The following is a 23,851-nucleotide window of genomic DNA, read 5'->3' as shown; positions in this document are numbered from 1 at the left end:
AACAGCACTCCTGATTTTTTTATGTTCAAAGAACGTTGATTATCAATGAACGTTTTATCTTCAATGATGGGCTTCTCGCCCCGACGTTATCTAACGTATTAACCCAATTTATTAGGATGAAAATACAGGCGGTAATTGACGTAACTTACTGACGGATTTCACAATCAGTTCAATAGCATAGTCGATCTCTTCCTGAGTTGTGAAACGCCCAAGAGAGAAACGAATAGAACTGTGGGCCAGCTCTTCACTCAAACCCAACGCCCGCAGAACATAAGAGGGTTCAAGGCTGGCGGAGGTACAGGCTGAACCAGAGGAGACCGCCAGGTCTTTGAGCGCCATGATCAGTGACTCACCTTCAACACCGGCAAAACTGACGTTAAGAATATTGGGTGCGGCATGTTTTGGCGTGCCATTCAGACGAACGTCGTTCAGCTGACGGATACCTTGCCACAATCGATCGCGCAATGTCTGCAGGCGTTGCGCCTCTTCGAGCATTTCCTCTTTGGCAATACGAAACGCTTCCCCCATGCCCACGATCTGATGTACCGGCAGTGTACCTGAACGCATACCGCGCTCATGCCCGCCGCCGTGGATCTGCGCTTCAATGCGGACTTTCGGCTTCCGGCGCACATACAACCCGCCGATACCCTTCGGACCATAGATTTTATGCGCGGAAAATGACATCAGATCGACCTGTAACTCGCTCAGATCAACCGGCACTTTACCGACGCTTTGCGTCGCATCAACGTGAAAAATAATGTCGCGGCTACGGCACAGCTCGCCGATGGCGGCAATATCCTGAATTACGCCGATCTCATTATTCACATGCATGATCGAGACCAGAATAGTGTCATCGCGCAATGCGGCTTCAATAGCGGCAGGCGGGATAAACCCGTCCGGGTGTGGGGCCAGATAGGTGACGTTAAAACCTTCATTTTCCAGCTGGCGGCAGGTATCGAGCACCGCCTTATGTTCGGTCTGGCTGGTAATGATGTGTTTGCCCTTGCTGCGGTAAGCATGTGCGGCACCTTTAATCGCCAGGTTATCCGACTCGGTGGCACCCGAGGTAAACACTATCTCGCGCGGATCGGCGTTGATCAATTCGGCAATCTGGTTGCGGGCCACATCCACCGCCTCTTCCGCCTGCCAGCCAAAACGGTGCGAGCGGGAGGCCGGGTTACCGAAAGTACCGTCGAAAGTAAGACACTGCATCATGACCTGCGCCACCCGCGGATCGGCAGGTGTGGTGGCAGAATAATCCAGATAAATAGGTAGTTTCATGGCGGGCGTGCTCCGTACTGCGCGTTGGGGCGAACAAAAGAGTGAAAATCGGGGGTTAGTTTAAAACGGCTTCATTGATTCTTAAAAGGGAAATAGTGCCGTTGCTGAAATGATAAAAAAAGGCTGCCCACGGCAGCCCTTCTCATCATTCTAAACATCGCCAGTCTAAAGACACTCAGGCTCTTAAATTGACATTGATCGTTTCAAGAATGCGGCTACTGGTCTGTCGGCGTGGTTCACCGTTCTGGCGGTCGGCCACTTCCAGGATTTCCTGGTTATTCACCAACTCACCCAGCGTAATGTTATTGAGGAAGCCGCTAATGCGCTCACTCAAATCACGCCACAGGGTATGAGTCAGGCAGCGTTCGCCATTCTGGCAGCCTTCTTTACCCTGGCAACGGGTCGCATCAACGGATTCGTCGACGGCGGTGATCACCGCACCGACTGCAATCTCACCGGCATCTTTACCCAGCAGATAACCACCACCCGGACCACGCACGCTGGCAACCAGACCGTTTTTACGCAGACGCGAAAACAGTTGCTCAAGGTAGGAAAGAGAGATGCCCTGGCGTTCGGAAATATCGGCTAAAGGTACCGGACCTTCCTGTGAATGCAGTGCCACATCAAGCATAGCGGTTACGGCATAACGACCCTTGGATGTCAGTCTCATAGCATGGTTACCTGTTGGTGAATACGATGGGGTAGAACATATAAACGAGTCTGCCATTCCCGAGTAAAACAGTCAACTATTTAACCTAGTAATTTACTCAAGTATTATTTATGGCCTTTATCGATGGAGGTCAAAATGCCGCGCAGGATGTTCAGTTCCTGAGATTCAGGGCGTGCACGGGTGAACAAACGACGCAATTTACTCATCACCTGGCCCGGATGCGCCTGACGGATAAAGCCGGTTTGCAGCAGAGTTTGCTCAAGGTGCTGATAAAAGCGTTCGAGATCATCAACCAATGGATAAGGCGTTTCTTCATACTCAATCTGTGGCTTGCCCGCTTCAAGCATAGCAAGATGTGCGACGCGAACTTCATAGGCAATAATCTGTACCGCCATCGCCAGATTTAGCGAACTGTATTCAGGATTAGCCGGAATACAGACGTGGTAGTTACATTTTTGCAGCTCTTCGTTGGTCAGCCCTACACGTTCACGGCCAAATACCAGCGCGACCGGCGCGCTCTCAGCAGTTTTCGCGCTCATTTCACCGCACTCGCGTGGCTCAAGCATCGGCCATGGCAAGGTGCGTGAACGGGCGCTGGTGCCGATAACCAGACTGCAACCGGCCAGCGCTTCGTCGAGAGTATCGACGATTTTCGCATTGCCGATAACATCACTCGCCCCGGCGGACAAAGAGATCGCCTGTGAATCAGGCTTAACCAGCGGGTTAACCAAGTACAGGTTCGATAAACCCATGGTTTTCATAGCGCGGGCGGTGGAACCCATGTTGCCCGTGTGGGAAGTTTCAACCAAAACGATGCGGATATTGTGCAGCATAGAGACTCTGAGCGTAGCGGAAAATCACAACAGCTTAACACAACGGTAGTCAACTTTACGAACGCCTGCTATACTGCGCGCCGTTTCCCGTATTCCCGTTCTTTAACATCCTAGTTGGAAGATATCCATGCATCCGATGCTCACCATCGCCGTGCGCGCTGCGCGCAAGGCCGGTAACCTAATTGCCAAACATTACGAAACGCCAGACTCTGTAGAAGCGACTCAAAAAGGTACCAATGATTTTGTTACCAACGTAGACCGCGATGCAGAACACATGATTATCGACGTTATTCGCAAGTCCTATCCAAAACACACCATTATCAGTGAAGAGTGTGGTGAACTGGCAGGCGAAGACAACGATGTACAATGGATTATCGACCCACTGGATGGCACCACCAACTTCGTTAAACGTCTCCCTCATTTTGCTGTTTCTATCGCCGTGCGCATCAAAGGCCGCACTGAAGTTGCGGTAGTTTACGACCCAATGCGTAACGAACTCTTCACCGCCAGCCGCGGTCAGGGCGCACAGCTCAACGGTTACCGTCTGCGCGGCACCTCAGCGAAAGACTTAGACGGCACCATTCTGGCGACCGGCTTCCCGTTCAAAGTGAAGCAACACGCAAACAGCTACATGAATATCCTCGGCAAACTGTTTGGCGAATGCGCTGACTTCCGCCGCACAGGTTCTGCTGCGCTGGACCTGGCTTACGTGGCCGCAGGCCGCGTTGACGGTTTCTTCGAAATCGGTCTGAAACCGTGGGATTTCGCGGGTGGCGAACTGCTGGTTCGTGAATCTGGCGGCGTGGTGACCGACTTTGTTGGCGGCCATAACCATTATATGTCTGGCAACGTGGTTGCCGGTAACCCACGCGTCGTAAAAGGTATTATCAATACCATGCGTGAAGAACTGAGCGAAGCGCTGAAACGTTAATTCCGTTTCCCGCCACTCAGTAAAAAAAACGGACGCTAAAAACGTCCGTTTTTTTATGTCTGAAATTCGCCCGCTATCCGCGACCGAAAGGGCCGATTCCCCCACCTGCCGACGCCGCGCTGGCATTGTAGAGCAGTACCCCCGCCAGCAGCAGCACGACCCCACCCGCCAGCGCCAGGGCTGACCAGGCTACAGTTTGCCACGCGGCAGGCGTGCGTTTCGCACTGAGCTTTACTGCCATCGCCCGGCTGTAAAACACCATCAGCCCGATAAGCGACACGGTGATGGATGTCCCGAGCGCCATCACCAGCGCAGAAAGTACGCCCCACAAATAGACGCCGATCACTTTGGAAAACAGCAACACCATGATCGCCCCGGAACAGGGCCTAAGCCCCATCGCCAGCACAATCGTCGCCTGAGTTCGCCAGTCACTGCCCGCCTGAAGCTGCTGATCCGTAGGCAGATGCTGATGTCCGCAACCGCAGTGATCGTCATGGACATGGTTTTCATCCAGCGGCCGTAACTGCCGGATAGTCAGACCGGGTTTGGTTGGCAGATTTTTTAAGGTGTGATAACAGCGCCGGATAGCCCGCCAGCACAGCAACACGCCGAGCAACATCACCAGAATGAAGCTGCCCCTCTCCAGCCAGAAACTGCTTTCGTGCAGCTGGCGCGATGAAAGTTGAAGCACACCCAACATCACCGTAACGAGTAATACAGCCACCAGCCCCTGCACCACCGCCGAAGCAAAGGTCAATTTCAGGCTATTTCTCAGCCGGGAAGGATGCGTCGCCAGATAGGTGGTGATGACAATTTTGCCATGCCCAGGCCCGATGGCGTGGACGATGCCGTAAATCAGACTGAAGCCCATCAGCGTCAGCCCGGCTTTCTGCGGGCTGGCTTTCACCTGCTGCAACAAGTTGGCCAGTTCCTGATGCAGATCCCTTTGCCAGACAATACTGCTGAGCAAAATGCGCGGCCAGTACTGCCAGAACAACGCGCCACCGGCAGCCAGTAGCAACAGAAATACCACCAACGGCCACAGATCCCAGGCCCAGTGGCGACGCTTTTCACGCCTATTTAATGACATTGTACGGTGACCTTTTGCGCAAACTGCTGACCTAAATCCATATCTTCCGGCGGCGCGTCGGCCTTATCCAAAGACAACGCGTAGCTTTGCAGTGAAGCATTGGGCTTGGGGGTAAAAAGATTGATGCTGCAAGACTTCGCCAGTTCCGGCGGCAGATGCAATGCATTCTGATCTTTATAAGTCATATCCACGAAGTAACTCGGATCGAAAGTGGAGAAGATCATCGGTTTTCCGCTTAACGGCTGCGGCACGGCCAGAGGCATCACAAACTCCAGCACCGCCTGATCGCCTTTGCGTGACAGCTTATATTCGCTGGGGAGATCCAGATATTTGACCGGTTTGCCGTCGCGATAAAAATCGGTGAAATAGTGTTGGCTAAGTACGCGAGCCATCACTTCAGCGGCCAGTTTTTTCCAGATATCCGAATCAGTTTGGGCTTTTTGCGCGTCATACAGCAAATCTGCGGAGGTGATTTCGTCCATCGTCCAGACCATTTTCAGGCCGGTCAGCTGCTGTTGTTGGGTGACCAGCGTGGTTTGCATATCAATGAAGCTGTGAGGGTGCGCGTAAACGGCCAGCGGCAATGCCAGAAAACCGCTCAACAGCAACCTGATGAAGCGGGAAGCACGCCGTTTCCTGGCGCAGAGCGCGGTCTTTTCCATGGTTAAGGCCCGTAAGTCAGTTAATCTGCACGTTCAATTGTTACAAAGTAACAGCTTTTTCAGAACCGATTAAGCAGTCGAAAGAAATATCTGTGATCTGAGTTGTAAGCCGGTGTAAAACCGTGAACTCTCACCCGTTGCGCAACAAGTCATTTGCTATGCTTGACTTATAATTTCACTTCTAATGGTCACTAAGAACTCTATGAGCCTGGACACTCATCCCGTGCCTGAGCTCTCCGGTCAACAACGGCGCTGCCATGTTCTGTTGATGCTGTATGCGCCGTTACCGGCGGTGCAACTGGAGACCATCAGCCAAATCAATGGCACAGATCTCCCGACAACCCGGCAGGACATTGCCGAGGTCAACCGTGAGATCCAGCGCTTACATCATCTGGATATTCTCGCCTTTGGTGAAGACACCTGCCAGTTACAGGGCACATTGCTGGATCAGCGTTTATGTCTGTTCCACGGATTGCGCCGCGCCCTGCGCACCTCTCCGCAGTTTATCGCCGACCATTTTACTCCCTGGTTACATCAGAGCCTGCAAACCCACGCCTTTGCTGACGACCGCTTTCGTCAGCAGCAATTGACAACCTTAATTCAGCAGTGCGCCGTGCAGCTTGGCCGCGAATTCAGCGAGCGCGATCAGGAATTCCTGCGTCTCTATCTGCAATATTGCCTGTGGCAGAATGCCACCCAACGCGATACGCCGTTTAGCCCGGTCGCGTTCGATACTCTACAAAGTGAATGGCTGCGTGATAAACCGGAATACCTCGCCGCCAGCTGCCTGTTCAGCCAGTTACAGCAACTCAGTTCGGGCCTGCTGGCGGAAGGCGAACGTGACTTTTTTACCCTGCTACTTCGGTTGTTAAGAAACCACAGCTATCACAGCTCAGGGTCCGATGAAGATCAGCGCCTGATGCACCAGATTGAACGGGTGGTGGAGAATTTTCAGGATGTCGCAGGCATGAAGTTCAGCAGCGACGAAGGGTTAATCCGCCAGTTGTTCGCGCATCTTGGCCCGGCGATTGAGCGCTGCCATTTTGCTATCGGTATCGATAATTTATTGCAGGATGAAGTGACGCGGATGTACCCACGGCTGGTGCGTACCACACGTGAAGCCCTGGAGGATTTTCAGCAGGAGTACCGCATTTGTCTTTCTGAGGAGGAGATTGGCCTGGTGGCGGTGATGTTCGGGGCGTGGCTGATGCAGGGGAACGCGTTGCAGGAGAAACAGATTTTGCTGCTGACTCACGACAACCCACAGCTGGAAGAGGCGGTCGAGCAGCAAATCCGCGAAGCGACGTTACTGCCGCTCAACATAAAATACCAGACGCTGACGGAGTTTCAGCAGTGCGGCGCACCCGATGGGGTTGCGATGATTGTCACCCCCTATGCCACCCGCATCACCGACGCCGATCCGTTGGTGATCCACACCCAACTTCCTCTGGCAAAAGAGCAGCGAAAACGTATCCGCTCGCTGCTCGAAGCTCCTTAAGCCGCCGCGCTCGGCGTCACTTTTGGCCGCAGGAAAATAGCCGGAGCCGCCACCGCCGCCATGACGAAGAACAACCCTGCGTGCAGATGTTCAAATAAGAAACCAGACACCATCGTCATCACTGCGATCCCACCGCCCATCGCCAGCGCAGAGTAAACCGATTGCAGGCGGATCACCTGATCCCTTGGCCGTGACGCGATAAACCGCATACCCGCCAGATGGCAAACGGTAAAGCTGCCGCAGTGCAATATTTGAATCAGGATCAGCCACGGCAGTTCGATAAAGGCCCCCATCATCGCCCAACGCACCACGCCACAGCAGGCAGAGAGCAGCAGCAGATCCCGTGCCCCCCAGCGACGGAAAAGCCGATGACTGAACGTGAAGACCAGCACTTCGGCCACCACACCCAGCGACCACAAATAGCCCACGACCGAGGCGGAATAGCCTTTGTCCTGCCAGTAAATCGCGCTGAAACCGTAGTACGCGGCGTGTGCGCCTTGCAGCAAAGTGACGCACAGCAGAAAACGCCAAACGGGGGTTTCACTGAGCAAAGCTTTCCATGAGATGGTCGGCGCACTGCTTTCGCGCTTCTCGCCCACCGGTTTGACACTCGGGCGCAGCAACATGCCAAGCAGCATCGCCGCGACACCGGCGGTCAGCGAGTACAAAATCGCGGTGTGACCGTACACCGAGACCAACTTACCGGTAAGGGCTGAACCAATCACGAAGGCGATCGATCCCCAGACGCGGACTTTGCCATAGTCCATTTTGATTTGGCGTTGCAGCGTGCCGGACAGCGCGTCGGTCAGTGGTACCAGCGGGCCGAAGAACAGGCTGAAACCGGCGATGTTGATCATCAGCCAAGCCCAGCTATTGCCGAACCAATACCCAACGGCAAAGACCAAGGTCAGCAGCGCCAGAATGCGCAGGCCAGTGACTAAATGTGCAGGATCTTTGATGGCGGGAGAAATAATCAAGGTACCGAGGAAGCGTGAAACCAGACCGGCCCCCAGCAATAAACCGATATTTTCAGAAGAGATGCCCTCCCCTTTGAGCCACACGCCAAAGAAAGGCAGGAAAATACCGTAACTGAAAAAATAGGTGAAATAGCTGAGTGCCAGCCAATACGTTGAACGCAATACCATAATTCCTCCGGTTTGAGGGCAATACTTTGACAGAGGTCACACTGGCTAGCAACGAGCAGTCGTGTTCAGGAAAGAACAATGCAAGGTAGCTCACAGTTATAATTATTATCCACAAAAAAACCCGCCGAAGCGGGTTTGATTTTTGTGTCAGAACACAAGCTATCTGCCGTTCACGCGATTATGCGTAAACCGGGAAACGTGCGCAGATATCGAGAACTTTGTTCTTCACACGTTCGATGGTGGCTTCATCGTTGATGTTATCAAGAACATCACAAATCCAGCCAGCCAGCTCGCGAACTTCCGCTTCTTTGAAACCACGACGGGTCACGGCTGGTGTGCCGATACGCACGCCTGAAGTAACAAACGGGCTTTTCGGATCGTTAGGTACGCTGTTTTTGTTCACGGTGATGTTAGCGCGGCCTAGGGCTGCGTCAGCTTCTTTACCGGTCAGGTTTTTATCGACCAGATCCATCAGGAACAGATGGTTATGAGTACCACCGGAAACCACGTTGTAGCCGCGTTCCAGAACCACTTCTACCATGGCACGGGCATTTTTAGCCACTTGCTGTTGGTAGATTTTGAACTCAGGTTCCATCGCTTCTTTCAGTGCTACCGCTTTACCGGCAATCACGTGCATCAGCGGGCCGCCCTGGCCACCAGGGAATACTGCGGAGTTGAGTTTTTTGTAGAACTCTTCGCTGCCGCCTTTCGCCAGAATCAAACCACCGCGTGGACCAGCCAGCGTTTTGTGGGTGGTGGTGGTCACGATGTGCGCGTGCGGAACCGGGTTAGGATAAACGCCTGCGGCAATCAGACCCGCAACGTGGGCCATGTCCACGAAGAAGTAAGCACCAACGCTGTCGGCGATTTCACGCATTTTTGCCCAATCAACGATACCGGAGAAGGCGGAGAAGCCACCGATGATCATTTTTGGTTTATGCAATTCGGCCTGACGTTTCACGTCGTCGTAATCAATGTCGCCGCTTTCGTCGATGCCGTAAGGCACCACGTTGTACAGTTTACCGGACAGGTTTACCGGTGAACCGTGCGTCAGGTGACCACCATGGCCGAGGTTCATCCCTAAAATGGTGTCGCCCGGTTGTAATAATGCGGTATACACGGCGAAGTTAGCCTGCGAGCCGGAGTGCGGCTGAACGTTGGCGAAATCCGCACCGAATAACTCTTTTGCACGGTCAATCGCCAGTTGCTCAACGATATCCACATACTCACAGCCGCCGTAATAGCGTTTGCCCGGATAACCTTCGGCATATTTGTTGGTCAGCTGAGAACCCTGTGCCTGCATCACGCGCGGGCTGGTGTAGTTTTCTGACGCAATCAGCTCGATATGTTCTTCCTGACGAACAACTTCCTTCTCCATTGCTGCCCACAGCTCAGCATCATAATCGGCAATGTTCATTTCACGCTTTAACATCTGCATCTCCTGACTCAACAAACTAAAAATCAAATGCCCTTCCGGGTTCTGCGCCACAGTGTAAATGTTTAAGCGGCCTTCGGATAGGGTCAGTTTAAGGTTTTTAGGCAAACGATTGGCTCTAGTTGTGGCAAGGCTTTGATCTCTTAAACACTCTGCATAATCAAGGGAGTTTTCTTCAGCATGACATGCATATTTCTCAGCTTTGTGACTGCGCGCCCGTGTTTAACAAACCCTTAACACTCACAAGGCTATTTACAGTAATCATCGCTTTATATAAGATGCATTTAAAATACATGTTTAAACTAATATCCCTAAAAGCATTGGAGTGGCGACTGCGTAAGCTTCAAAGGCGTGGGGGAAAGGAGATCACCATGCTAGATGCTAAAACTATCGCGACTGTTAAATCCACGATTCCTCTGCTGGCTGCGACCGGGCCGAAACTCACCGCCCATTTTTATGACCGCATGTTTGCGCACAATCCTGAGTTGAAAGACATTTTTAACATGAGCAATCAGCGCAATGGCGATCAACGCCAGGCGCTATTTGATGCCATCTGCGCTTACGCGACCAATATTGAAAATCTCGCCGCACTGCTGCCCGCGGTAGAGCGTATTGCGCAGAAGCACACCAGTTTCACCATCAGGCCTGAACAGTACAACATCGTCGGTGAACACCTGATTGCCACGCTGGACGAAATGTTTAGCCCCGGTCAGGAAGTGCTGGATGCCTGGGGTAAAGCCTACGGCGTGCTGGCTGGCGTGTTTATACAGCGGGAAGCCGATATCTATCAGGAAAGTGCCGAAGAACGTGGTGGCTGGACCGGCACCCGCGAATTCCGTATCAAAGAAAAACAGCCGCAGAGCCAGCTAATCACCTCTTTCTTGCTGGAACCTGTCGACGGTCTGCCCGTGGCGGATTTCCGTGCCGGACAATATCTGGCGGTCTATATCCGTAGTGAAACGCTGGCGCATCAGGAAATTCGTCAGTACTCACTGACTCAGGCACCGAACGGCAACACCTACCGCATCGCTGTAAAACGTGAAGAACAGGGTCAGGTATCGAATTTCCTGCATAACGTGGCGCAACCAGGGGATGTGATTCACCTTGCGGCACCGCACGGTGATTTCTTCCTCAACGTCACACCACAAACGCCGGTCGCACTGATCTCAGCCGGTGTGGGTCAGACGCCGATGCTCGGTATGCTGAATGTGCTGGCAGCGGGCGGCCATCAGGCACCGGTGCAGTGGATCCACGCAGCGGAACATGGCGGGGTTCATGCCTTTGCCGATGAAGTGAAGTCGCTCGGCGAACGCCTGCCGCAGTTGGAAAGTCATGTCTGGTACAACCAACCGCAAGAGCTCGATCTGCCGGGTGATAATTATCACTATCAGGGTCTGATGGATCTCGGCAAATTGCAAAGCCAGCTGGCAGATCCTGCCACCGAATGCTATCTGTGTGGCCCGGTGGGCTTTATGCAATTTGCGGCGAAACAGTTGCTGGCAATGAACGTGAGTGAAGACCGAATTCACTACGAATGCTTCGGCCCGCATAAAGTGATTTAAGCGGTAAAAAGCAAAAAGGCTGACGCGATGTCAGCCTTTTCTTTTTCAGGATCAAAAACGAATTAAATCGCCTCTTCGTCCTGCTCGCCGGTACGGATACGCACCACGCGGGAGACATCGAAAACAAAGATTTTACCGTCACCAATTTTACCGGTCTGCGCGGTAGTCATGATGGTTTCGACGCAGGTATCGACGATGTCGTCAGTCACTACGATTTCAATCTTCACTTTTGGCAGGAAATCCACCATGTACTCCGCGCCGCGATACAGCTCGGTATGGCCTTTCTGACGACCAAAACCTTTCACTTCTGTCACGGTCATCCCGGTGATCCCAACTTCGGCCAGCGCTTCGCGCACGTCATCGAGTTTGAACGGCTTAATAATCGCATCAATTTTCTTCATGGCGGACCCTTATCATCATTCGTTTGCTCTCCGCCTTCCTGAGCGGCAGCATGGTTCACATTCGCGCTGCCAGCGTCATCGCACAGGCAGGCGCTAAAGGTATCATAGTAGCAGAGCAGAGTAGTTACTCTTTAAAGTCGGTCGCTTCTAACGCGTGGCGTGAAAGCAACTTATAGAATTCGGTCCGGTTACGTCCGGCGATCCGCGCCGCATTGGTCACGTTACCTTTGGTTATCTGCAACAACTTACGCAGGTAATTCAGTTCGAACTGATTGCGTGCTTCGACAAAGGTCGGCAACGCGGTGTTCTCGCCTTCCAACGCCTGTTGTACCAGCGCTTCGCTAATCACCGGCGCGGAGGTCAGCGCCACGCACTGCTCAATAACATTGACCAATTGGCGAACGTTGCCCGGCCAGCTGGCGGCCATCAGACGCTTCATGGCATCGGTGGAAAAACTGCGCACAAACGGTTTGTGGCGCTGAGCCGAGGCCCGCAGCAGATGAATGGCCAGCAACGGAATGTCTTCCGCGCGCTCAGTGAGCGTGGGTAACTTCAGGCTGACCACATTCAATCGGTAAAACAGATCTTCGCGGAACTCACCCTTTTCCATCGCCTTGGGCAGGTTGCGGTGAGTCGCCGAAATGATGCGCACATCGACGTCGATATCATGATTACTGCCGAGCGGGCGCACTTTGCGCTCCTGCAATACCCGCAATAATTTAACCTGCAACGACAGCGGCATATCACCGATTTCATCAAGAAACAGCGTACCGCCGGTGGCGGCCTGAAACAGCCCTTCGCGGCTACTTACGGCCCCGGTGAATGCACCTTTAGCGTGGCCGAACAGTTCAGACTCAAGCAGCTGCTCGGGCAAAGCACCGCAGTTAATGGCTGTAAACGCTTTTTTACCGCGTGGGCTGGCGGCATGAATCGCTTGCGCCAGCACCTCTTTACCGGTCCCGCTCTGGCCGTTGATCAACACGCTGACGTCAGACTGCGCCACCATGTTGGCCTGCTCCAGCAAGCGCAGCATCACCGGGTTACGCGTCACGATGGCTTCGCGCCAGCTCTCATCCCCTGCCGGGGCTGACAGCGCCAGCGCGGCATCAATGGCTTTATAAAGCGCATCGCGGTCCACCGGTTTGGTCAGAAAACTGAACACCCCCTGCTGGGTGGCGGCCACGGCATCGGGGATCGAACCATGCGCGGTGAGAATGATCACTGGCATACCGGGCTGGTGTTTCTGAATTTCAGCAAACAGCGCCATCCCGTCCATTTCGTCCATGCGTAAATCGCTCAGCACCAAGTCAATGCGCTCACGGTTTAGCAGGCGCAGGGCTTCTGCCCCACTTTCGGCGGTGGTAACGCGAAAACCTTCGCTGGTCAGGCGCATACCCAGCAGTTTTAGCAGGCTGGGGTCGTCATCAACCAGCAACAGGCTGGCGGCTTTGCGCAAAGTCATGGGGTCTTTTTCTCCCGGGTAGGCGGCTGGTAAGTCTCTTCCGGTTTAACCTGAGGAGCGGCGTTACTGTCGCTGTCCGGCAAATCGCTCTGCATCTGTTTGCGCGAAGAGAGCTGGCGTTCGATATCGGTCAGGTTTTTCAGTTTACGCTGCGTATCTGCCAGACTGCCCTGCAGCGCATTTTGCTGCTGGGTCATTAACAGAAATTTACTCTCAGCCACTTCCTGCTGACGGGCGTTGCGGCCTTTCTCATCACCGAGTGTCACCTGCAAAGTCTGGCGTTCGCGCCAAAGTTGTACCAATGGCCGAATAGCGCCCGGCATCTGCGCCCGATACTGATTGACCTGAGTGAGCAAGGCGCGCCGCTGCTGTAAATCGGGATCGATGCTGGAGAGCAAAATACTGTGCTTAAAGACGGTATCCCAGCTGTTGACCTTAATTTGTTGGGCCTGAAAACGGGCCTGGGTATCGCTCATCCGTTCGGCGCAATCCATCGCCCGCAGCCAGTAAAGCGAGTTGGTCATGGTGTCGTTATCATCAAGCGTCCACAGGGTTTCACAAGGTGCCAGCCGAAAATCCACCACTTTGCTGGTCGGGATCATATCCTCAACCGGGCGGTAGTCTGGGTGGCTGCCGGAATGGTTGGTACAACCCACCAGCAAAGACGGCAATGCCACCAGCGCTAACGCAGCGCGGCGCAAAAAAGCGTTCAGCACAGGCTGAAAGGGAAAGAAAAGAGGACTCACAGCACCCATCAGGCGCTCCTGCGTGAAGATTGAATCATGATGGTTTTTTCTCAGCAGTTAATGGCAATTCGATACGAAAACAGACGTCAGCCTCCTCGAGGGTGACAAGTGTTAATTCGCCGCGCATCCGGCGTATGCAATCCTGTGCAATGCTCAGCCCCAAACCACTGCCTTTCACCGCGCCTTTGCGTTGCTGGCTTCCCTGATAAAACGGCTCAAAAATCATTGTTTGTTCAGCCTCGGGAATCGGGGGGCCGCTGTTGGCGACATCAATGATCACCCGGTTTTCCCGCTGTTGACTGCGTATCCAAATGGTACCGGATTCAGCGCCATAGTGCACCGCATTGGAGTAGAGATTATCCAGTACGCGCATCAGCAACGTTGACTCCGCCCAACAGGAAGTTGCGCCAACGCTGATTTCAGTACGGATCTGTTTAGCCCTGGCTGGCAAGCTGTTGGATGCCACTACGCTTTCAATAATGACAGCCAGATCGACCTGCTCTTTTTCTGTCGGGCCGTCGGCCAGTTTACGGTTGTAGTCGAGCAGTTGTTCAATCAAGGTTTGCAGATGACGACTGCTGTCATTGAGGATCGCCACGACCTCTTTTTGATCCGCCGTCAGCGGCCCGGCAACCTCATCTTGCAAGAGTTCAGTACCCTCCCGCATGCTGGCCAGCGGGGTTTTCAGCTCATGGGAGATATGGCGCAAAAATTCATGCCGCTGGGATTCAAGCCAGGCCAGACGTTCACTCAGCCAAACAATACGCTGCGCCAGTGAGCGGATCTCACGTGGACCCTTAAACTTATCCGCATTGCCCAGTGTTCCCCCTTCGCCAAGCCGGTTGATCATCTTTTCCACCCCTTTCACTGGACCAATAATCATGCGGGTGAAGAGCAGCACCAGTGCGCCGCTGAGCAGAAACAGCACCAGCGCCTGCCAGCCAAAGAAGTGGCCGCGCTCGGCGATGGCACGCTGTAACTGCTGCCCGCGGCTGAAAATCACTTCGCGGGTGGCCTGCACCATTTCAGCATTAGAGCGGGCAAAATTTTCCAGCCCGGCTGAAGAGGCGGCATCCGGGCTGTTGTTCTCACATTTGGGATCGGTGAGTTGCGTCAACAGAACGCGCAGCGTCTGGTAATAGCGTACATCTGGCAGGACTGCCGCATGGGTGTCCAGCATTTGGGAATAGCGTTTGCGTTGTGTCTGATACAGGCGGGCTAAGGTAGCGTCGTCCAGCACGCAGTACTGGCGGTAACTGCGCTCCATTTCCAGCGCCACCCCGGACATCGCCTCACTGCGGCGGGCATCGGTCAGCGTAGTACGGTTGATTTCAGCAGCCTGTGAGCTGAGGTGATCCAGACTTTGATACGCCTGATAGGCCAGCACCAGTAAAGGTAACAGCACCAAAAGGAAGGCCATCAGTACTAACTGACGCAGGGATCCGGGAAATATTCTTCCTCTTTTCAACGCATTTATCTCATTCGCTGGCGATCTGTAAATGCTAACTGAGTAACGCAGTTACAGCCAGAAAAGAGTCAGGTTTAGCCGGTATTGCAGAGGATTCGCAAACAAAACAGAGGGGGGAATCGAACGGATGAAGCTTGGTATTGCTGAACGCCATTTCAGCGTTCAGCAAACCGGGAGAGGTGGTGCCTCACTCAACGTTTCGTTCGATGCTTGGTAACGTGCTTTCGCAGCGATTACCGATGTAGTGAACGATAGGCACCTTGCTTTGGCGTCATTCGGGCATTATGGGCGTTTATTGCGGATTAGCGCAGCTATCATAATCAATTGAATGAGCAACTGATGACATTATGCAGATTACGTGCCAGTCTTAAAAATAAAAAATCAACGCATTGATTTTAAAGGATAATAATTTTTAACGACTTTTTAACACCTCATCGGGCTGCTTTTTACGTGGTGTTTAATTCAACAAAGCGTCTCCAAAAACCAACACATAACAACAAATTAAAATAAATTTAATAAAATCAATTAATTAAATGTCTCCTTTTAGAGACATCCTTTACCCCGTCTGTCGCTATTTTTATACAAATTTGGACAGTCGCCATGCGCCGCAGCCATGATCAGTGTTCACTGAAGCCCAACGCATTCGGTGCAGGAACGTCCTGCTCACAGTTGGCCGGGTTGTCGACCTTCGCAGGGTCACATTTGGCGATGACTTCCGGCGGCAGGAAAATATGGTCGAGGATCGCACGGGCCGTCGGACCAGCCACTACGCCGTCGCCCCCACCGTTCTCCAAAATCAGCGCCATGACTACCGTCGGGTTCTTATAGGGTGCGAAGGCGGTATAGAAGATGTGGTCACGCAGGCGTACCGGGGTCATTTTGGCGTTGTAGACCTGGTCTTCGCGTAAGCTAAAGACCTGCGATGTGCCTGATTTTGCGGCGATCTCGTACGGTGCGGTATGGAACAACTTATAGCCGGTGCCGTTCGGGAAATTCGCCATGCCAAACATGCCATTGCGGACAATGCCCCAGAAAGGCGATTTTGGATCGGCAATTTGCGGCGCTGGCGGCTGAACATAGGGCGTGATCACTTTACCGCTCTTGCTGGAGTAAAGCAGATGCGGGGTTTTCAGTTTGCCATTGTTCACCACCGCACTCAGCGCCCGCACCATCTGAATCGGCGTCGCCACCCAGTAACCCTGGCCGATACCCACCGACACGGTGTCGCCCTGATACCAACCTTTCTTATGTACCCGCATTTTCCAGTCACGGCTGGGCAGCACCCCGTTGTACTGCTCATCCAGATCAATACCGGTAGACTGCCCGTAACCAAATTTTGTCAGCCATTCATGAATACGGTCGATGCCCATCTCATAGGCCACCTGATAGAAGAAGGTATCAGCCGACTCCTCGATGGCCTTGGTGACATTGAGCATGCCATGACCGGTTTTAAGCCAGTCACGATAATGGCGATCGGTGCCCGGCAGTGTCCAGGTCGGCGCGCCGAAGAAGGTGGTTTGCGGCGTGATCACCCCGGCAAACAACGCCGATGTGGCCATAAAAGGTTTAACCGTTGAAGCCGGTGGATAGAGCCCCTGCGTCACGCGGTTGATCAGCGGCAGGTCAGGGTTTTTCAGCAACGCGCTGTACTGCTTGCTGGAAATACCGTTCACGAACGGGTTGGGATCGTAACTTGGGCTGGAGACCATCGCTTTGATGCCACCGTCGCGCGGGTCCATCACCACCACTGCCGCACGCTGGCCTTTCAGCACCTTTTCGATGTACTGCTGCAAACCAAGGTCCAGCGTCAAATAGATATTTTGACCGGCCTGCGGTGGCACCTCCCGCAATAGGCGCACCACGTGCCCGTGATTATCCACTTCCACTTCCTGATAGCCGGTGCGACCGTGCAGGATATTTTCATAATACTTTTCAACGCCCTGCTTACCAATGTCATGATCGGCAGCATAGTTTTCAGCGATCCCTTCCTGATCGAGCCGTTTCTCATCCTTGTCATTGATTTTCGATACATAGCCCACCACATGCGCCAGATCCGCGCCATACGGGTAGCGCCGCTGTTGGTAGGTGCTGATTGAGACACCGGAGAATTTGAACTGGTTGACCGAGAAACGCGCCACCTCGACATCACTCAGTGCCAGCTTCAGTGGAATTTCAGCAAATTTCCGACCGTGGTACATCGCATCATGGAAGGCGTCGATATCCTCTTTGGTCAGATCGACGATGGGCGTCAGTGCCTGCAGCGTCGCCTTCAAATCGTCCACTTTGCCGGGGATCACCTGAATCTGATACAGAGTAATATTTTGCGCCAGGATCACACCATTGCGATCCATGATCAGCCCCCGGCTCGGGGCTATCGGCAACATTTTGATGTCATTCTGATTGGAACGGGTCTGGTAAAAATCATGCATTCCGACCTGCAAATGGTACAGGTTGAACACCAGAATGGCCGAGAGTATTACGACGACCACAAAGGCAATGACGGCACGGCGCACGAAGAGAACGGACTCGGCGGTATGGTCGCGGATTTCGTCATTGAGTAGGGCCATAAGTGGGCAAGTACCTTTCTGGTCAGTTTCTTATGCGGTGGCGTGAACGCAGGGGGTCAAAAGTGGGCAAGTCTAGCCCGTAAGCGCAGGAGCGACTATCAGAAGTGTGCTAATGATGTGGCAGTAATGTTTCTATTTATGAATACTTCGAACAGGTTGTCACCAGGCAATAAAAAACCCGGCTCGGTGGCCGGGTTCAGACTGCCACGCTTGTGCAGCTACTTTGTACTGACCTGCACGCAATCGCCATAGACGTAGCCATCCGTTTCGGTGGCCACGACAAAGCTATTTTTAACATGGATATACATCAGGTTATCTTCAGCACCGGCTTTCATCGGCTGATTATTCTGACCAATAATATCGGTCAGCTCCGGGCTGGTGACCATTTTGGTGCCGTCCGGCGAAAAAGTGAAGGTGTTACCGGCATCAAACACATGCGCATCTTTATTGATAACTTCAGCGGTTTCCGTCCCGTCGGCCGCCTGCATATTGTGCGTCAACACACATTTATACGCCGTGACCGCAGAGGCTGAAAAGGAAGTGAACGCCAGCAAAACCGCCATCAAAGCACCCAACCTGAACATAAGAATATTCCTAACGTGAAAGTTGCGGCACATCCTACCACCTGCGTTTTTGATGGGAAGGGGCTGGCGAAAAAATATTCATGCTCAGGTGGCAGGGGCAGCTGACATTCCAGGTGGAAGCGTCTTGCTGATAAATCAGGCGTAGAAATGCAACCCCAGAAACTAATCTCTCAATTCATGACTCAGATCAAACAAAATCCGCGCCCTGACTGGCCTGCGGGGGCATTTTAACTGCAATTTCCGGCCTGATTCGGCCCCAAAAACGCCGTTCATACCGTCGCTAATGCATTTCATTCCTTTCACGCTGCATCTCATGCCGCAAACGGATCGCTGCGCGAAGATCGATTTATCATACAAACAGATTAATTGACTTTACTTCGCTCGGGAGAACCCACTATGAGTGACAAATCAGGCATGCAGAATTACAACCGTACCCGTTGGCTGACACTGTTCGGTACCATCATTACCCAGTTTGCTCTTGGCTCCGTTTATACCTGGAGTCTGTTCAACGGGCAGTTGTCGCAAAAACTGGATGAACCTATCAGCCGCGTGGCGTTCTCCTTTGGTTTGTTGAGCCTCGGTCTGGCGATTGCGTCCTCCGTTGCCGGTAAACTTCAGGACCGTTTCGGGGTGAAAAAAGTCACCATGGCGGCCGGTGTGATGATGGCGGTGGGTTTCGCCCTGACCGCTCATTCGAACAATCTGATCATGCTTTATCTCAGCGCCGGTGTACTGGTCGGTCTGGCCGACGGTGCCGGGTATCTGATGACCCTCTCCAACTGCGTGAAATGGTTCCCGGAACGTAAAGGGGTGATCTCCGCTTGTGCCATTGGTGCTTACGGTCTCGGCAGTCTGGGGTTCAAATTCATTTGCGGGCACTTACTGGCCGTCAACACACTGGAGCACACCTTTATTATCTGGGGATTGATGGCGATGGTAATGATCATTATCGGTGGACTGATGATGACTGACGCACCGAAACAAGCCGCGCAAACCGTCACCTGTGATGAAGACAACCTGACCAGCAGCCGCGACTTCACGCTCTCCGAAGCCGTGCGTATGCCGCAGTACTGGATGCTGGCGCTGATGTTCCTGACGGCCTGCATGAGTGGTCTGTATGTCATCGGGGTGGCGAAAGATATCGGTGAAGGCATGGTGCATCTGAATGCGATAACCGCCGCCAATGCGGTAACCGTCATCGCCATTGCTAACCTGAGCGGACGCCTGATCCTCGGTGTGCTGTCTGACAAAATGGCGCGTATTCGGGTGATCTCGATGGCGCAGGTCATTTCACTGGTCGGCATGAGCATCCTGCTGTTCTCCACCATGAACGAAACGCTGTTCTTCATCTCCATAGCCTGTGTCGCTTTCAGCTTCGGCGGGACCATCACCGTTTATCCGTCCCTGGTCAGCGACTTCTTTGGTCTGAATAACCTGACTAAAAACTATGGCCTGCTGTATCTCGGCTTTGGTATCGGCAGCGTGATGGGTTCGCTGATTGCTTCCCTGCTGGGTGGCTTCGTGGTGACCTTCACCTTCATCACCATCCTATTGGTTGTGTCATTGATTCTCTCTGCCACAATTCGCCTACCGAATAAGTCAGAGCAGGGGCATAATGCGCTCCAGCACGTGTAGGGCAGTTCTTCTAAGCAGTTAAAATGATGAACGGGAGCATAATTCGCTCCCGTTTCTTATTGCTGAAAAAGTTATCACTGAGCGCTGTCCTCTGCACGTTATCCTCAGATTTGAACGGACACGCACCAATGAACCGCACCATCGCTCTATTATTCACTTTGATTATCAGTACCCTGGCCTTCAACAGTATTGCAGCACAGTCCACCAGCGCAAAGGATGTGGCTTCAGAACTGAACCGTAAAGCTCATGAAGGCGGCCGCCCGCTGACCACCACAATCGACACCAGCGCCCACAGCAAGTTATCTGCACCGGCTGACACGCTGAATTAATTTTCAGTACCATCCCAGGGAGGGTGTGATGAAAGCAACCGTATTTTGGCTAACGATGGCAGGAGGTTCTGTCGCTATTGGTTACGCCATGGCGCTACTGATGGAACTCTTGTAGCGCCGGTAGCGTTGATTTCTCCTCTCATAAACGGTATAACGCCCTTACAATTTAGCGGTGTAGACGTCCATACGGTTATGAGTAAAGAGCAACACTCCTCGACTTCCCTTTCCGAAGGCGAATACAAACGGACCATGAAAGCGCGCCATCTGGTGATGCTCTCCCTCGGTGGCGTTATCGGCACGGGTCTGTTTTTTAATACCGGTTACATCATCTCTACCACGGGGGCGCTGGGCACATTACTGGCCTATCTGATTGGTGCGCTGGTGGTTTATCTGGTGATGCTGTGTCTTGGCGAGCTGTCCGTTGCTATGCCTGAAACCGGCGCATTTCACGTCTATGCTGCCCGTTATCTTAGCCCGGCAACCGGCTACACCGTGGCCTGGCTCTACTGGCTGACCTGGACGGTGGCCCTCGGCTCCAGCCTCACGGCTGCCGGATTCTGCATGCAGTATTGGTTTCCGCAGTCGCCCGTCTGGCTCTGGTGCCTGATATTCTGTCTGGCGATTTTCATCCTCAACATTATCAATACCCGCGTGTTCGCCGAAGGCGAGTTCTGGTTCTCTATCATCAAAGTGGTCACGATTCTGGCCTTCATCGTTTTGGGTGCAGGCGCGCTGTTCGGCTTTATTCCCATGAAAGATGGCAGCCCTGCGCCGATGCTGCATAACCTGACGGCAGGCGGCTGGTTCCCACATGGTGGATTACCGATCCTGATGACCATGGTGGCGGTCAATTTCGCCTTCTCCGGCACGGAGCTTATTGGTATTGCCGCCGGGGAGACTGAAAATCCGCAGAAAGTGGTGCCATGGGCGATTCGAACCACGGTCGCGCGGCTGGTGATTTTCTTTATCGGCTCGGTATTTGTGCTGGCTGCACTGATCCCGATGGATCAGGCGGGGATCATCAAAAGTCCGTTCGTATTAGTGTTTGAGAAAATCGGCATTCCCTATGCCGCTGATATTTTCAATTTCGTCATCCTGACCGCAATCCTGTCTGCCGCCAATTCCGGTCTGTATGCCTCCGGCCGTATGTTATGGTCTTTGGCCAATCAGCGCACCCTGCCCGCCTATTTTGCCAAAGTAAACCGGCGCGGCGTTCCGATGAATGCGCTGATCTTCAGTATGTTGGGGGGATTGCTGGCGCTGCTGTCGAGCGTGATTGCCCCGGATACCGTATTTGTCGCGCTGTCAGCAATTTCCGGTTTCGCGGTTGTTGCCGTGTGGCTGAGTATCTGTGCATCACATTATCGTTTTCGCCGGGCATTTCTTCGTTCCGGCCAGCCGCTCAGCGCGCTGGAGTACCGCGCGCCCTGGTATCCATTGACGCCGATCCTCGGCTTCATCTTGTGCCTGCTGGCCTGCGTCGGGCTGGCCTTTGACCCTGCCCAGCGTATCGCGCTGTACTGCGGCCTGCCCTTTGTCGCACTCTGTTATCTCGTTTACCCGCTGACTCAACGCAAGGTCGCCTCAGGAGAACACGCTCATGCCGAATAACCTCAACGCTTTCCGCGACCCGATTGCCCGCCACCTGGCTAAGCACGGTACGCTGATCCTCGACGGCGCAATGGCCACCGAGCTGGAAGCCCGTGGCTGTGACCTGACAGATACCCTATGGTCAGCCAAAGTGCTGATTGAAAATCCGCAGCTGATTTACCAGGTACATCTCGATTACTTCCGTGCTGGCGCGCAGTGCGCCATTACCGCCAGCTATCAGGCCACGCCACTGGGCTTTGCGGCACGCGGTATTGGAGAGCAACAATCCGCAGCGTTGATCCAAAAGAGTGTCGAACTGGCGCGCCAGGCACGGGAAGATTATCTGGCAGAAACCGGCAGTGATACCTCATTGTTGGTGGCGGGTTCCGTCGGCCCTTACGGCGCGTATCTGGCAGACGGTTCGGAATATCGCGGAGATTATGCGTTACCTCAGGAAGAGATGAAGGCATTTCACCGCCCGCGCATCGCGGCACTGGTGGCTGCGGGCGTGGATATTCTGGCGTGCGAAACCTTACCTTCCTTTAGAGAAACTGTCGCTCTGCTGGACTTGCTAAAAGAGTTCCCCGCCACCTTCGCCTGGTTCTCATTTACCCTGCGCGACAGCCAGCACTTAAGCGACGGCACGCCGCTGAGCGCGGTGACTGAGCTGCTCAGTAGTGCGCCGCAAGCGGCTGCCATTGGCATTAACTGTATCGCGCTGGAAAGCGTCAGTGCGGCATTACAACATTTTGCCAAACTGAGTGACAAGCCACTGCTGGTCTACCCTAATTCCGGGGAGCATTACGACGCTGTCACCAAGACCTGGCACAGCTGTGGCGCTGCGGAACAACAACTGGCCGCACAGGCCGTAGCATGGCGGCAGATCGGGGCGACGATCATTGGCGGCTGCTGCAGAACAACGCCTGCCGACATCCGTCAGATTGTGGCGCAGGTCGCGGCAGTAAACCGCTAACGCAGAGAAATAACAGGAAAGTCGTGGAAAAACAGGGGGGAAACAGTCATGACTGTTTTTACATCTTCTTCCTTAACCTTACTGATCGATGACAAAACCATACAGAGGGTTTGGTAAATTAGACCCATCAAGAAGTTGTGTGATGTCCCTGTGTAGAAAACCCCTGTAGAACCCTGTTATTTTGCCCGCCTTGTGCGGGCTTTTTTTTATGCCTGATTTGCCCAGGTAAGATGACAAAAAAAAGACACAAAAAAGCCGCACCTGAGTGCAGCTTCTTTTTATAAGTGCCGGTAACTTTCCCGGCTGTCATATTATGGCGCAAGCGTTCATCGAACACTCCAACATTGCGCAGTCTGAGCATGACGGTTTCACAATAGAAAAACGGGCTCGTAATACCCCTATTTATCCGCGTCGAAAATACCTTCGGATAAATAATAAACCGGCTTTTCTATTATTGAACAGGTGAACAAAAGAGGTCTCCGCAAAGAGCAATAAACCCCGGTTTTCACCGAGGTTTATTTGTATCGTTGTAACCGATGTCTTAATTATTTCCCTGTCTGCTCCGGGCTAATCCCCATCATCGCTATTGCAGGTTGAAACATTATGACAGTCGAATGTTACAGAACGACTACGTTGCCGGCTGATGGGCCTTTCATACCATTTTCAATGGTAAATTCAACGTTTTGGCCTTCGTCCAGCGTTTTGAAATCATTGCTCTGGATTGCAGAGAAGTGTACGAATACATCTTTGCTGCCGTCTGCAGGGCTGATGAAACCAAAACCTTTACCAGCGTCAAACCATTTTACTAAACCAGTCATTTTATTAGACATAAGAAATACCTTCTTCGATTTTATTTTTTAGATGCCATAGGGCAGTGAGGGTCTGTTTTTATTATGAGTTACTTATGGGGGCACTAGAGAAGAAAATTCGTCGGAGAAGAGACTTGTTACATCACTTGAACTAGGAACTGCTTTACTAAAATGTCTTTC

21 protein-coding genes are annotated in these 23,851 nt (G+C 53.0%); 7 read left to right on the top strand and 14 right to left on the bottom strand.

What is annotated here, in order from left to right:
- Window positions 1-111: 111 nt before the first annotated feature.
- The 3 genes from EAH77_RS06375 to trmJ all read right to left on the bottom strand — a co-directional run bounded on the left by EAH77_RS06375 (window position 112) and on the right by trmJ (window position 2,784).
- Window positions 112-1,281 carry an IscS subfamily cysteine desulfurase gene (locus tag EAH77_RS06375; RefSeq protein WP_140470974.1) on the bottom strand — a complete coding sequence of 390 codons (1,170 nt, stop codon included), beginning with the start codon at window positions 1,279-1,281 and terminating at the stop codon, window positions 112-114.
- A gap of 175 nt (window positions 1,282-1,456) precedes the next feature.
- Window positions 1,457-1,951, bottom strand: a complete 495-nt coding sequence (gene iscR, locus EAH77_RS06370; RefSeq protein WP_140470973.1) for a Fe-S cluster assembly transcriptional regulator IscR — start codon at window positions 1,949-1,951, stop codon at window positions 1,457-1,459.
- Window positions 1,952-2,055: 104 nt separating this feature from the next.
- Window positions 2,056-2,784, bottom strand: coding sequence for a tRNA (cytosine(32)/uridine(32)-2'-O)-methyltransferase TrmJ (gene trmJ / locus EAH77_RS06365; protein WP_140470972.1), 729 nt, complete (start codon window positions 2,782-2,784; stop codon window positions 2,056-2,058).
- Between the two features lie 127 nt (window positions 2,785-2,911).
- On the opposite strand from trmJ, the gene suhB reads away from it, so the two are divergent.
- The gene (gene suhB, locus EAH77_RS06360) at window positions 2,912-3,715 is read left to right on the top strand and encodes an inositol-1-monophosphatase (protein ID WP_140470971.1); all 804 of its coding nucleotides are present in this window, start codon (window positions 2,912-2,914) and stop codon (window positions 3,713-3,715) included.
- Window positions 3,716-3,788: 73 nt separating this feature from the next.
- Here suhB and EAH77_RS06355 read toward each other — a convergent pair whose 3' ends face one another.
- Complete coding sequence (locus EAH77_RS06355; protein ID WP_140470970.1) at window positions 3,789-4,805, bottom strand: nickel/cobalt transporter; 1,017 nt, start codon at window positions 4,803-4,805, stop codon at window positions 3,789-3,791.
- The gene (locus EAH77_RS06350) at window positions 4,796-5,467 is read right to left on the bottom strand and encodes a DUF1007 family protein (protein WP_140470969.1); all 672 of its coding nucleotides are present in this window, start codon (window positions 5,465-5,467) and stop codon (window positions 4,796-4,798) included. The genes EAH77_RS06355 and EAH77_RS06350 overlap by 10 nt, the downstream gene beginning before the upstream one ends.
- A gap of 202 nt (window positions 5,468-5,669) precedes the next feature.
- Between EAH77_RS06350 and csiE the strand changes: the two genes are divergently transcribed.
- Entirely contained in the window at window positions 5,670-6,965 is a 1,296-nt protein-coding gene (csiE, locus tag EAH77_RS06345; protein ID WP_140470968.1) for a stationary phase inducible protein CsiE, read from the top strand.
- Here csiE and EAH77_RS06340 read toward each other — a convergent pair.
- Window positions 6,962-8,110: a 3-phenylpropionate MFS transporter gene (locus tag EAH77_RS06340; protein WP_140470967.1), complete on the bottom strand. Its 1,149-nt coding sequence runs from the start codon at window positions 8,108-8,110 to the stop codon at window positions 6,962-6,964. The genes csiE and EAH77_RS06340 overlap by 4 nt on opposite strands.
- 178 nt (window positions 8,111-8,288) lie before the next feature.
- Entirely contained in the window at window positions 8,289-9,542 is a 1,254-nt protein-coding gene (glyA, locus tag EAH77_RS06335; RefSeq protein WP_140470966.1) for a serine hydroxymethyltransferase, read from the bottom strand.
- A gap of 374 nt (window positions 9,543-9,916) precedes the next feature.
- Between glyA and hmpA the strand changes: the two genes are divergently transcribed.
- On the top strand, window positions 9,917-11,107 hold the full coding sequence (gene hmpA, locus EAH77_RS06330; protein WP_140470965.1) for an NO-inducible flavohemoprotein: 1,191 nt from the start codon (window positions 9,917-9,919) through the stop codon (window positions 11,105-11,107).
- Window positions 11,108-11,169: 62 nt separating this feature from the next.
- Here the strand turns inward: hmpA and glnB are convergent, their stop codons facing one another.
- From glnB to EAH77_RS06300, 6 genes are all read right to left on the bottom strand, one after another.
- Complete coding sequence (gene glnB, locus EAH77_RS06325) at window positions 11,170-11,508, bottom strand: nitrogen regulatory protein P-II (RefSeq protein WP_140470964.1); 339 nt, start codon at window positions 11,506-11,508, stop codon at window positions 11,170-11,172.
- Window positions 11,509-11,632: 124 nt separating this feature from the next.
- Window positions 11,633-12,970, bottom strand: a complete 1,338-nt coding sequence (gene glrR, locus EAH77_RS06320) for a two-component system response regulator GlrR (RefSeq protein ID WP_140470963.1) — start codon at window positions 12,968-12,970, stop codon at window positions 11,633-11,635.
- Window positions 12,967-13,725: a two-component system QseEF-associated lipoprotein QseG gene (qseG, locus tag EAH77_RS06315; protein WP_140470962.1), complete on the bottom strand. Its 759-nt coding sequence runs from the start codon at window positions 13,723-13,725 to the stop codon at window positions 12,967-12,969. Before qseG ends, glrR begins: the two co-directional genes overlap by 4 nt.
- Window positions 13,726-13,750: 25 nt before the next feature.
- Window positions 13,751-15,193, bottom strand: a complete 1,443-nt coding sequence (locus EAH77_RS06310) for a sensor histidine kinase (RefSeq protein ID WP_140470961.1) — start codon at window positions 15,191-15,193, stop codon at window positions 13,751-13,753.
- A gap of 608 nt (window positions 15,194-15,801) precedes the next feature.
- The gene (mrdA, locus tag EAH77_RS06305; protein ID WP_140470960.1) at window positions 15,802-17,751 is read right to left on the bottom strand and encodes a penicillin-binding protein 2; all 1,950 of its coding nucleotides are present in this window, start codon (window positions 17,749-17,751) and stop codon (window positions 15,802-15,804) included.
- A 218-nt stretch (window positions 17,752-17,969) separates the two neighbouring features.
- Window positions 17,970-18,335: a hypothetical protein gene (locus tag EAH77_RS06300; protein ID WP_140470959.1), complete on the bottom strand. Its 366-nt coding sequence runs from the start codon at window positions 18,333-18,335 to the stop codon at window positions 17,970-17,972.
- 396 nt (window positions 18,336-18,731) lie between these two features.
- Between EAH77_RS06300 and EAH77_RS06295 the strand changes: the two genes are divergently transcribed.
- From EAH77_RS06295 to mmuM, 4 genes are all read left to right on the top strand, one after another.
- Window positions 18,732-19,970: an L-lactate MFS transporter gene (locus tag EAH77_RS06295; protein ID WP_140470958.1), complete on the top strand. Its 1,239-nt coding sequence runs from the start codon at window positions 18,732-18,734 to the stop codon at window positions 19,968-19,970.
- A gap of 128 nt (window positions 19,971-20,098) precedes the next feature.
- Window positions 20,099-20,299, top strand: a complete 201-nt coding sequence (locus EAH77_RS06290) for a hypothetical protein (protein WP_140470957.1) — start codon at window positions 20,099-20,101, stop codon at window positions 20,297-20,299.
- Window positions 20,300-20,491: 192 nt separating this feature from the next.
- Entirely contained in the window at window positions 20,492-21,910 is a 1,419-nt protein-coding gene (gene mmuP / locus EAH77_RS06285; protein ID WP_140470956.1) for an S-methylmethionine permease, read from the top strand.
- Window positions 21,900-22,862, top strand: coding sequence for a homocysteine S-methyltransferase (gene mmuM / locus EAH77_RS06280; protein ID WP_140470955.1), 963 nt, complete (start codon window positions 21,900-21,902; stop codon window positions 22,860-22,862). The genes mmuP and mmuM overlap by 11 nt, the downstream gene beginning before the upstream one ends.
- Before the next feature lie 617 nt (window positions 22,863-23,479).
- Here mmuM and cspE read toward each other — a convergent pair.
- The gene (gene cspE / locus EAH77_RS06275; RefSeq protein WP_034788110.1) at window positions 23,480-23,692 is read right to left on the bottom strand and encodes a transcription antiterminator/RNA stability regulator CspE; all 213 of its coding nucleotides are present in this window, start codon (window positions 23,690-23,692) and stop codon (window positions 23,480-23,482) included.
- Window positions 23,693-23,851 lie beyond the last annotated feature (159 nt).

Source organism: Ewingella americana (genome assembly GCF_006438725.1).
GTDB lineage: Bacteria > Pseudomonadota > Gammaproteobacteria > Enterobacterales > Enterobacteriaceae > Ewingella > Ewingella americana_A.
Note: the sequence above shows the minus strand (reverse complement) of the source record. Positions and strands in the feature narration are given on the sequence as shown.

Excerpts from the sequence above, each read along its gene's own strand:
- EAH77_RS06295 (WP_140470958.1), top strand. The coding sequence starts at position 18,732 with ATGAGTGACAAATCAGGCATGCAGAATTACAACCGTACCCGTTGGCTG.
- EAH77_RS06375 (WP_140470974.1), bottom strand. The coding sequence starts at position 1,281 with ATGAAACTACCTATTTATCTGGATTATTCTGCCACCACACCTGCCGAT.
- EAH77_RS06340 (WP_140470967.1), bottom strand. The coding sequence starts at position 8,110 with ATGGTATTGCGTTCAACGTATTGGCTGGCACTCAGCTATTTCACCTAT.
- trmJ (WP_140470972.1), bottom strand. The coding sequence starts at position 2,784 with ATGCTGCACAATATCCGCATCGTTTTGGTTGAAACTTCCCACACGGGC.
- hmpA (WP_140470965.1), top strand. The coding sequence starts at position 9,917 with ATGCTAGATGCTAAAACTATCGCGACTGTTAAATCCACGATTCCTCTG.
- glrR (WP_140470963.1), bottom strand. The coding sequence starts at position 12,970 with ATGACTTTGCGCAAAGCCGCCAGCCTGTTGCTGGTTGATGACGACCCC.
- EAH77_RS06300 (WP_140470959.1), bottom strand. The coding sequence starts at position 18,335 with ATGTTCAGGTTGGGTGCTTTGATGGCGGTTTTGCTGGCGTTCACTTCC.
- EAH77_RS06355 (WP_140470970.1), bottom strand. The coding sequence starts at position 4,805 with ATGTCATTAAATAGGCGTGAAAAGCGTCGCCACTGGGCCTGGGATCTG.
- EAH77_RS06290 (WP_140470957.1), top strand. The coding sequence starts at position 20,099 with ATGAACCGCACCATCGCTCTATTATTCACTTTGATTATCAGTACCCTG.
- iscR (WP_140470973.1), bottom strand. The coding sequence starts at position 1,951 with ATGAGACTGACATCCAAGGGTCGTTATGCCGTAACCGCTATGCTTGAT.
- cspE (WP_034788110.1), bottom strand. The coding sequence starts at position 23,692 with ATGTCTAATAAAATGACTGGTTTAGTAAAATGGTTTGACGCTGGTAAA.
- EAH77_RS06350 (WP_140470969.1), bottom strand. The coding sequence starts at position 5,467 with ATGGAAAAGACCGCGCTCTGCGCCAGGAAACGGCGTGCTTCCCGCTTC.
- glnB (WP_140470964.1), bottom strand. The coding sequence starts at position 11,508 with ATGAAGAAAATTGATGCGATTATTAAGCCGTTCAAACTCGATGACGTG.
- mrdA (WP_140470960.1), bottom strand. The coding sequence starts at position 17,751 with ATGGCCCTACTCAATGACGAAATCCGCGACCATACCGCCGAGTCCGTT.
- glyA (WP_140470966.1), bottom strand. The coding sequence starts at position 9,542 with ATGTTAAAGCGTGAAATGAACATTGCCGATTATGATGCTGAGCTGTGG.
- mmuM (WP_140470955.1), top strand. The coding sequence starts at position 21,900 with ATGCCGAATAACCTCAACGCTTTCCGCGACCCGATTGCCCGCCACCTG.
- csiE (WP_140470968.1), top strand. The coding sequence starts at position 5,670 with ATGAGCCTGGACACTCATCCCGTGCCTGAGCTCTCCGGTCAACAACGG.
- qseG (WP_140470962.1), bottom strand. The coding sequence starts at position 13,725 with ATGGGTGCTGTGAGTCCTCTTTTCTTTCCCTTTCAGCCTGTGCTGAAC.
- mmuP (WP_140470956.1), top strand. The coding sequence starts at position 20,492 with ATGAGTAAAGAGCAACACTCCTCGACTTCCCTTTCCGAAGGCGAATAC.
- suhB (WP_140470971.1), top strand. The coding sequence starts at position 2,912 with ATGCATCCGATGCTCACCATCGCCGTGCGCGCTGCGCGCAAGGCCGGT.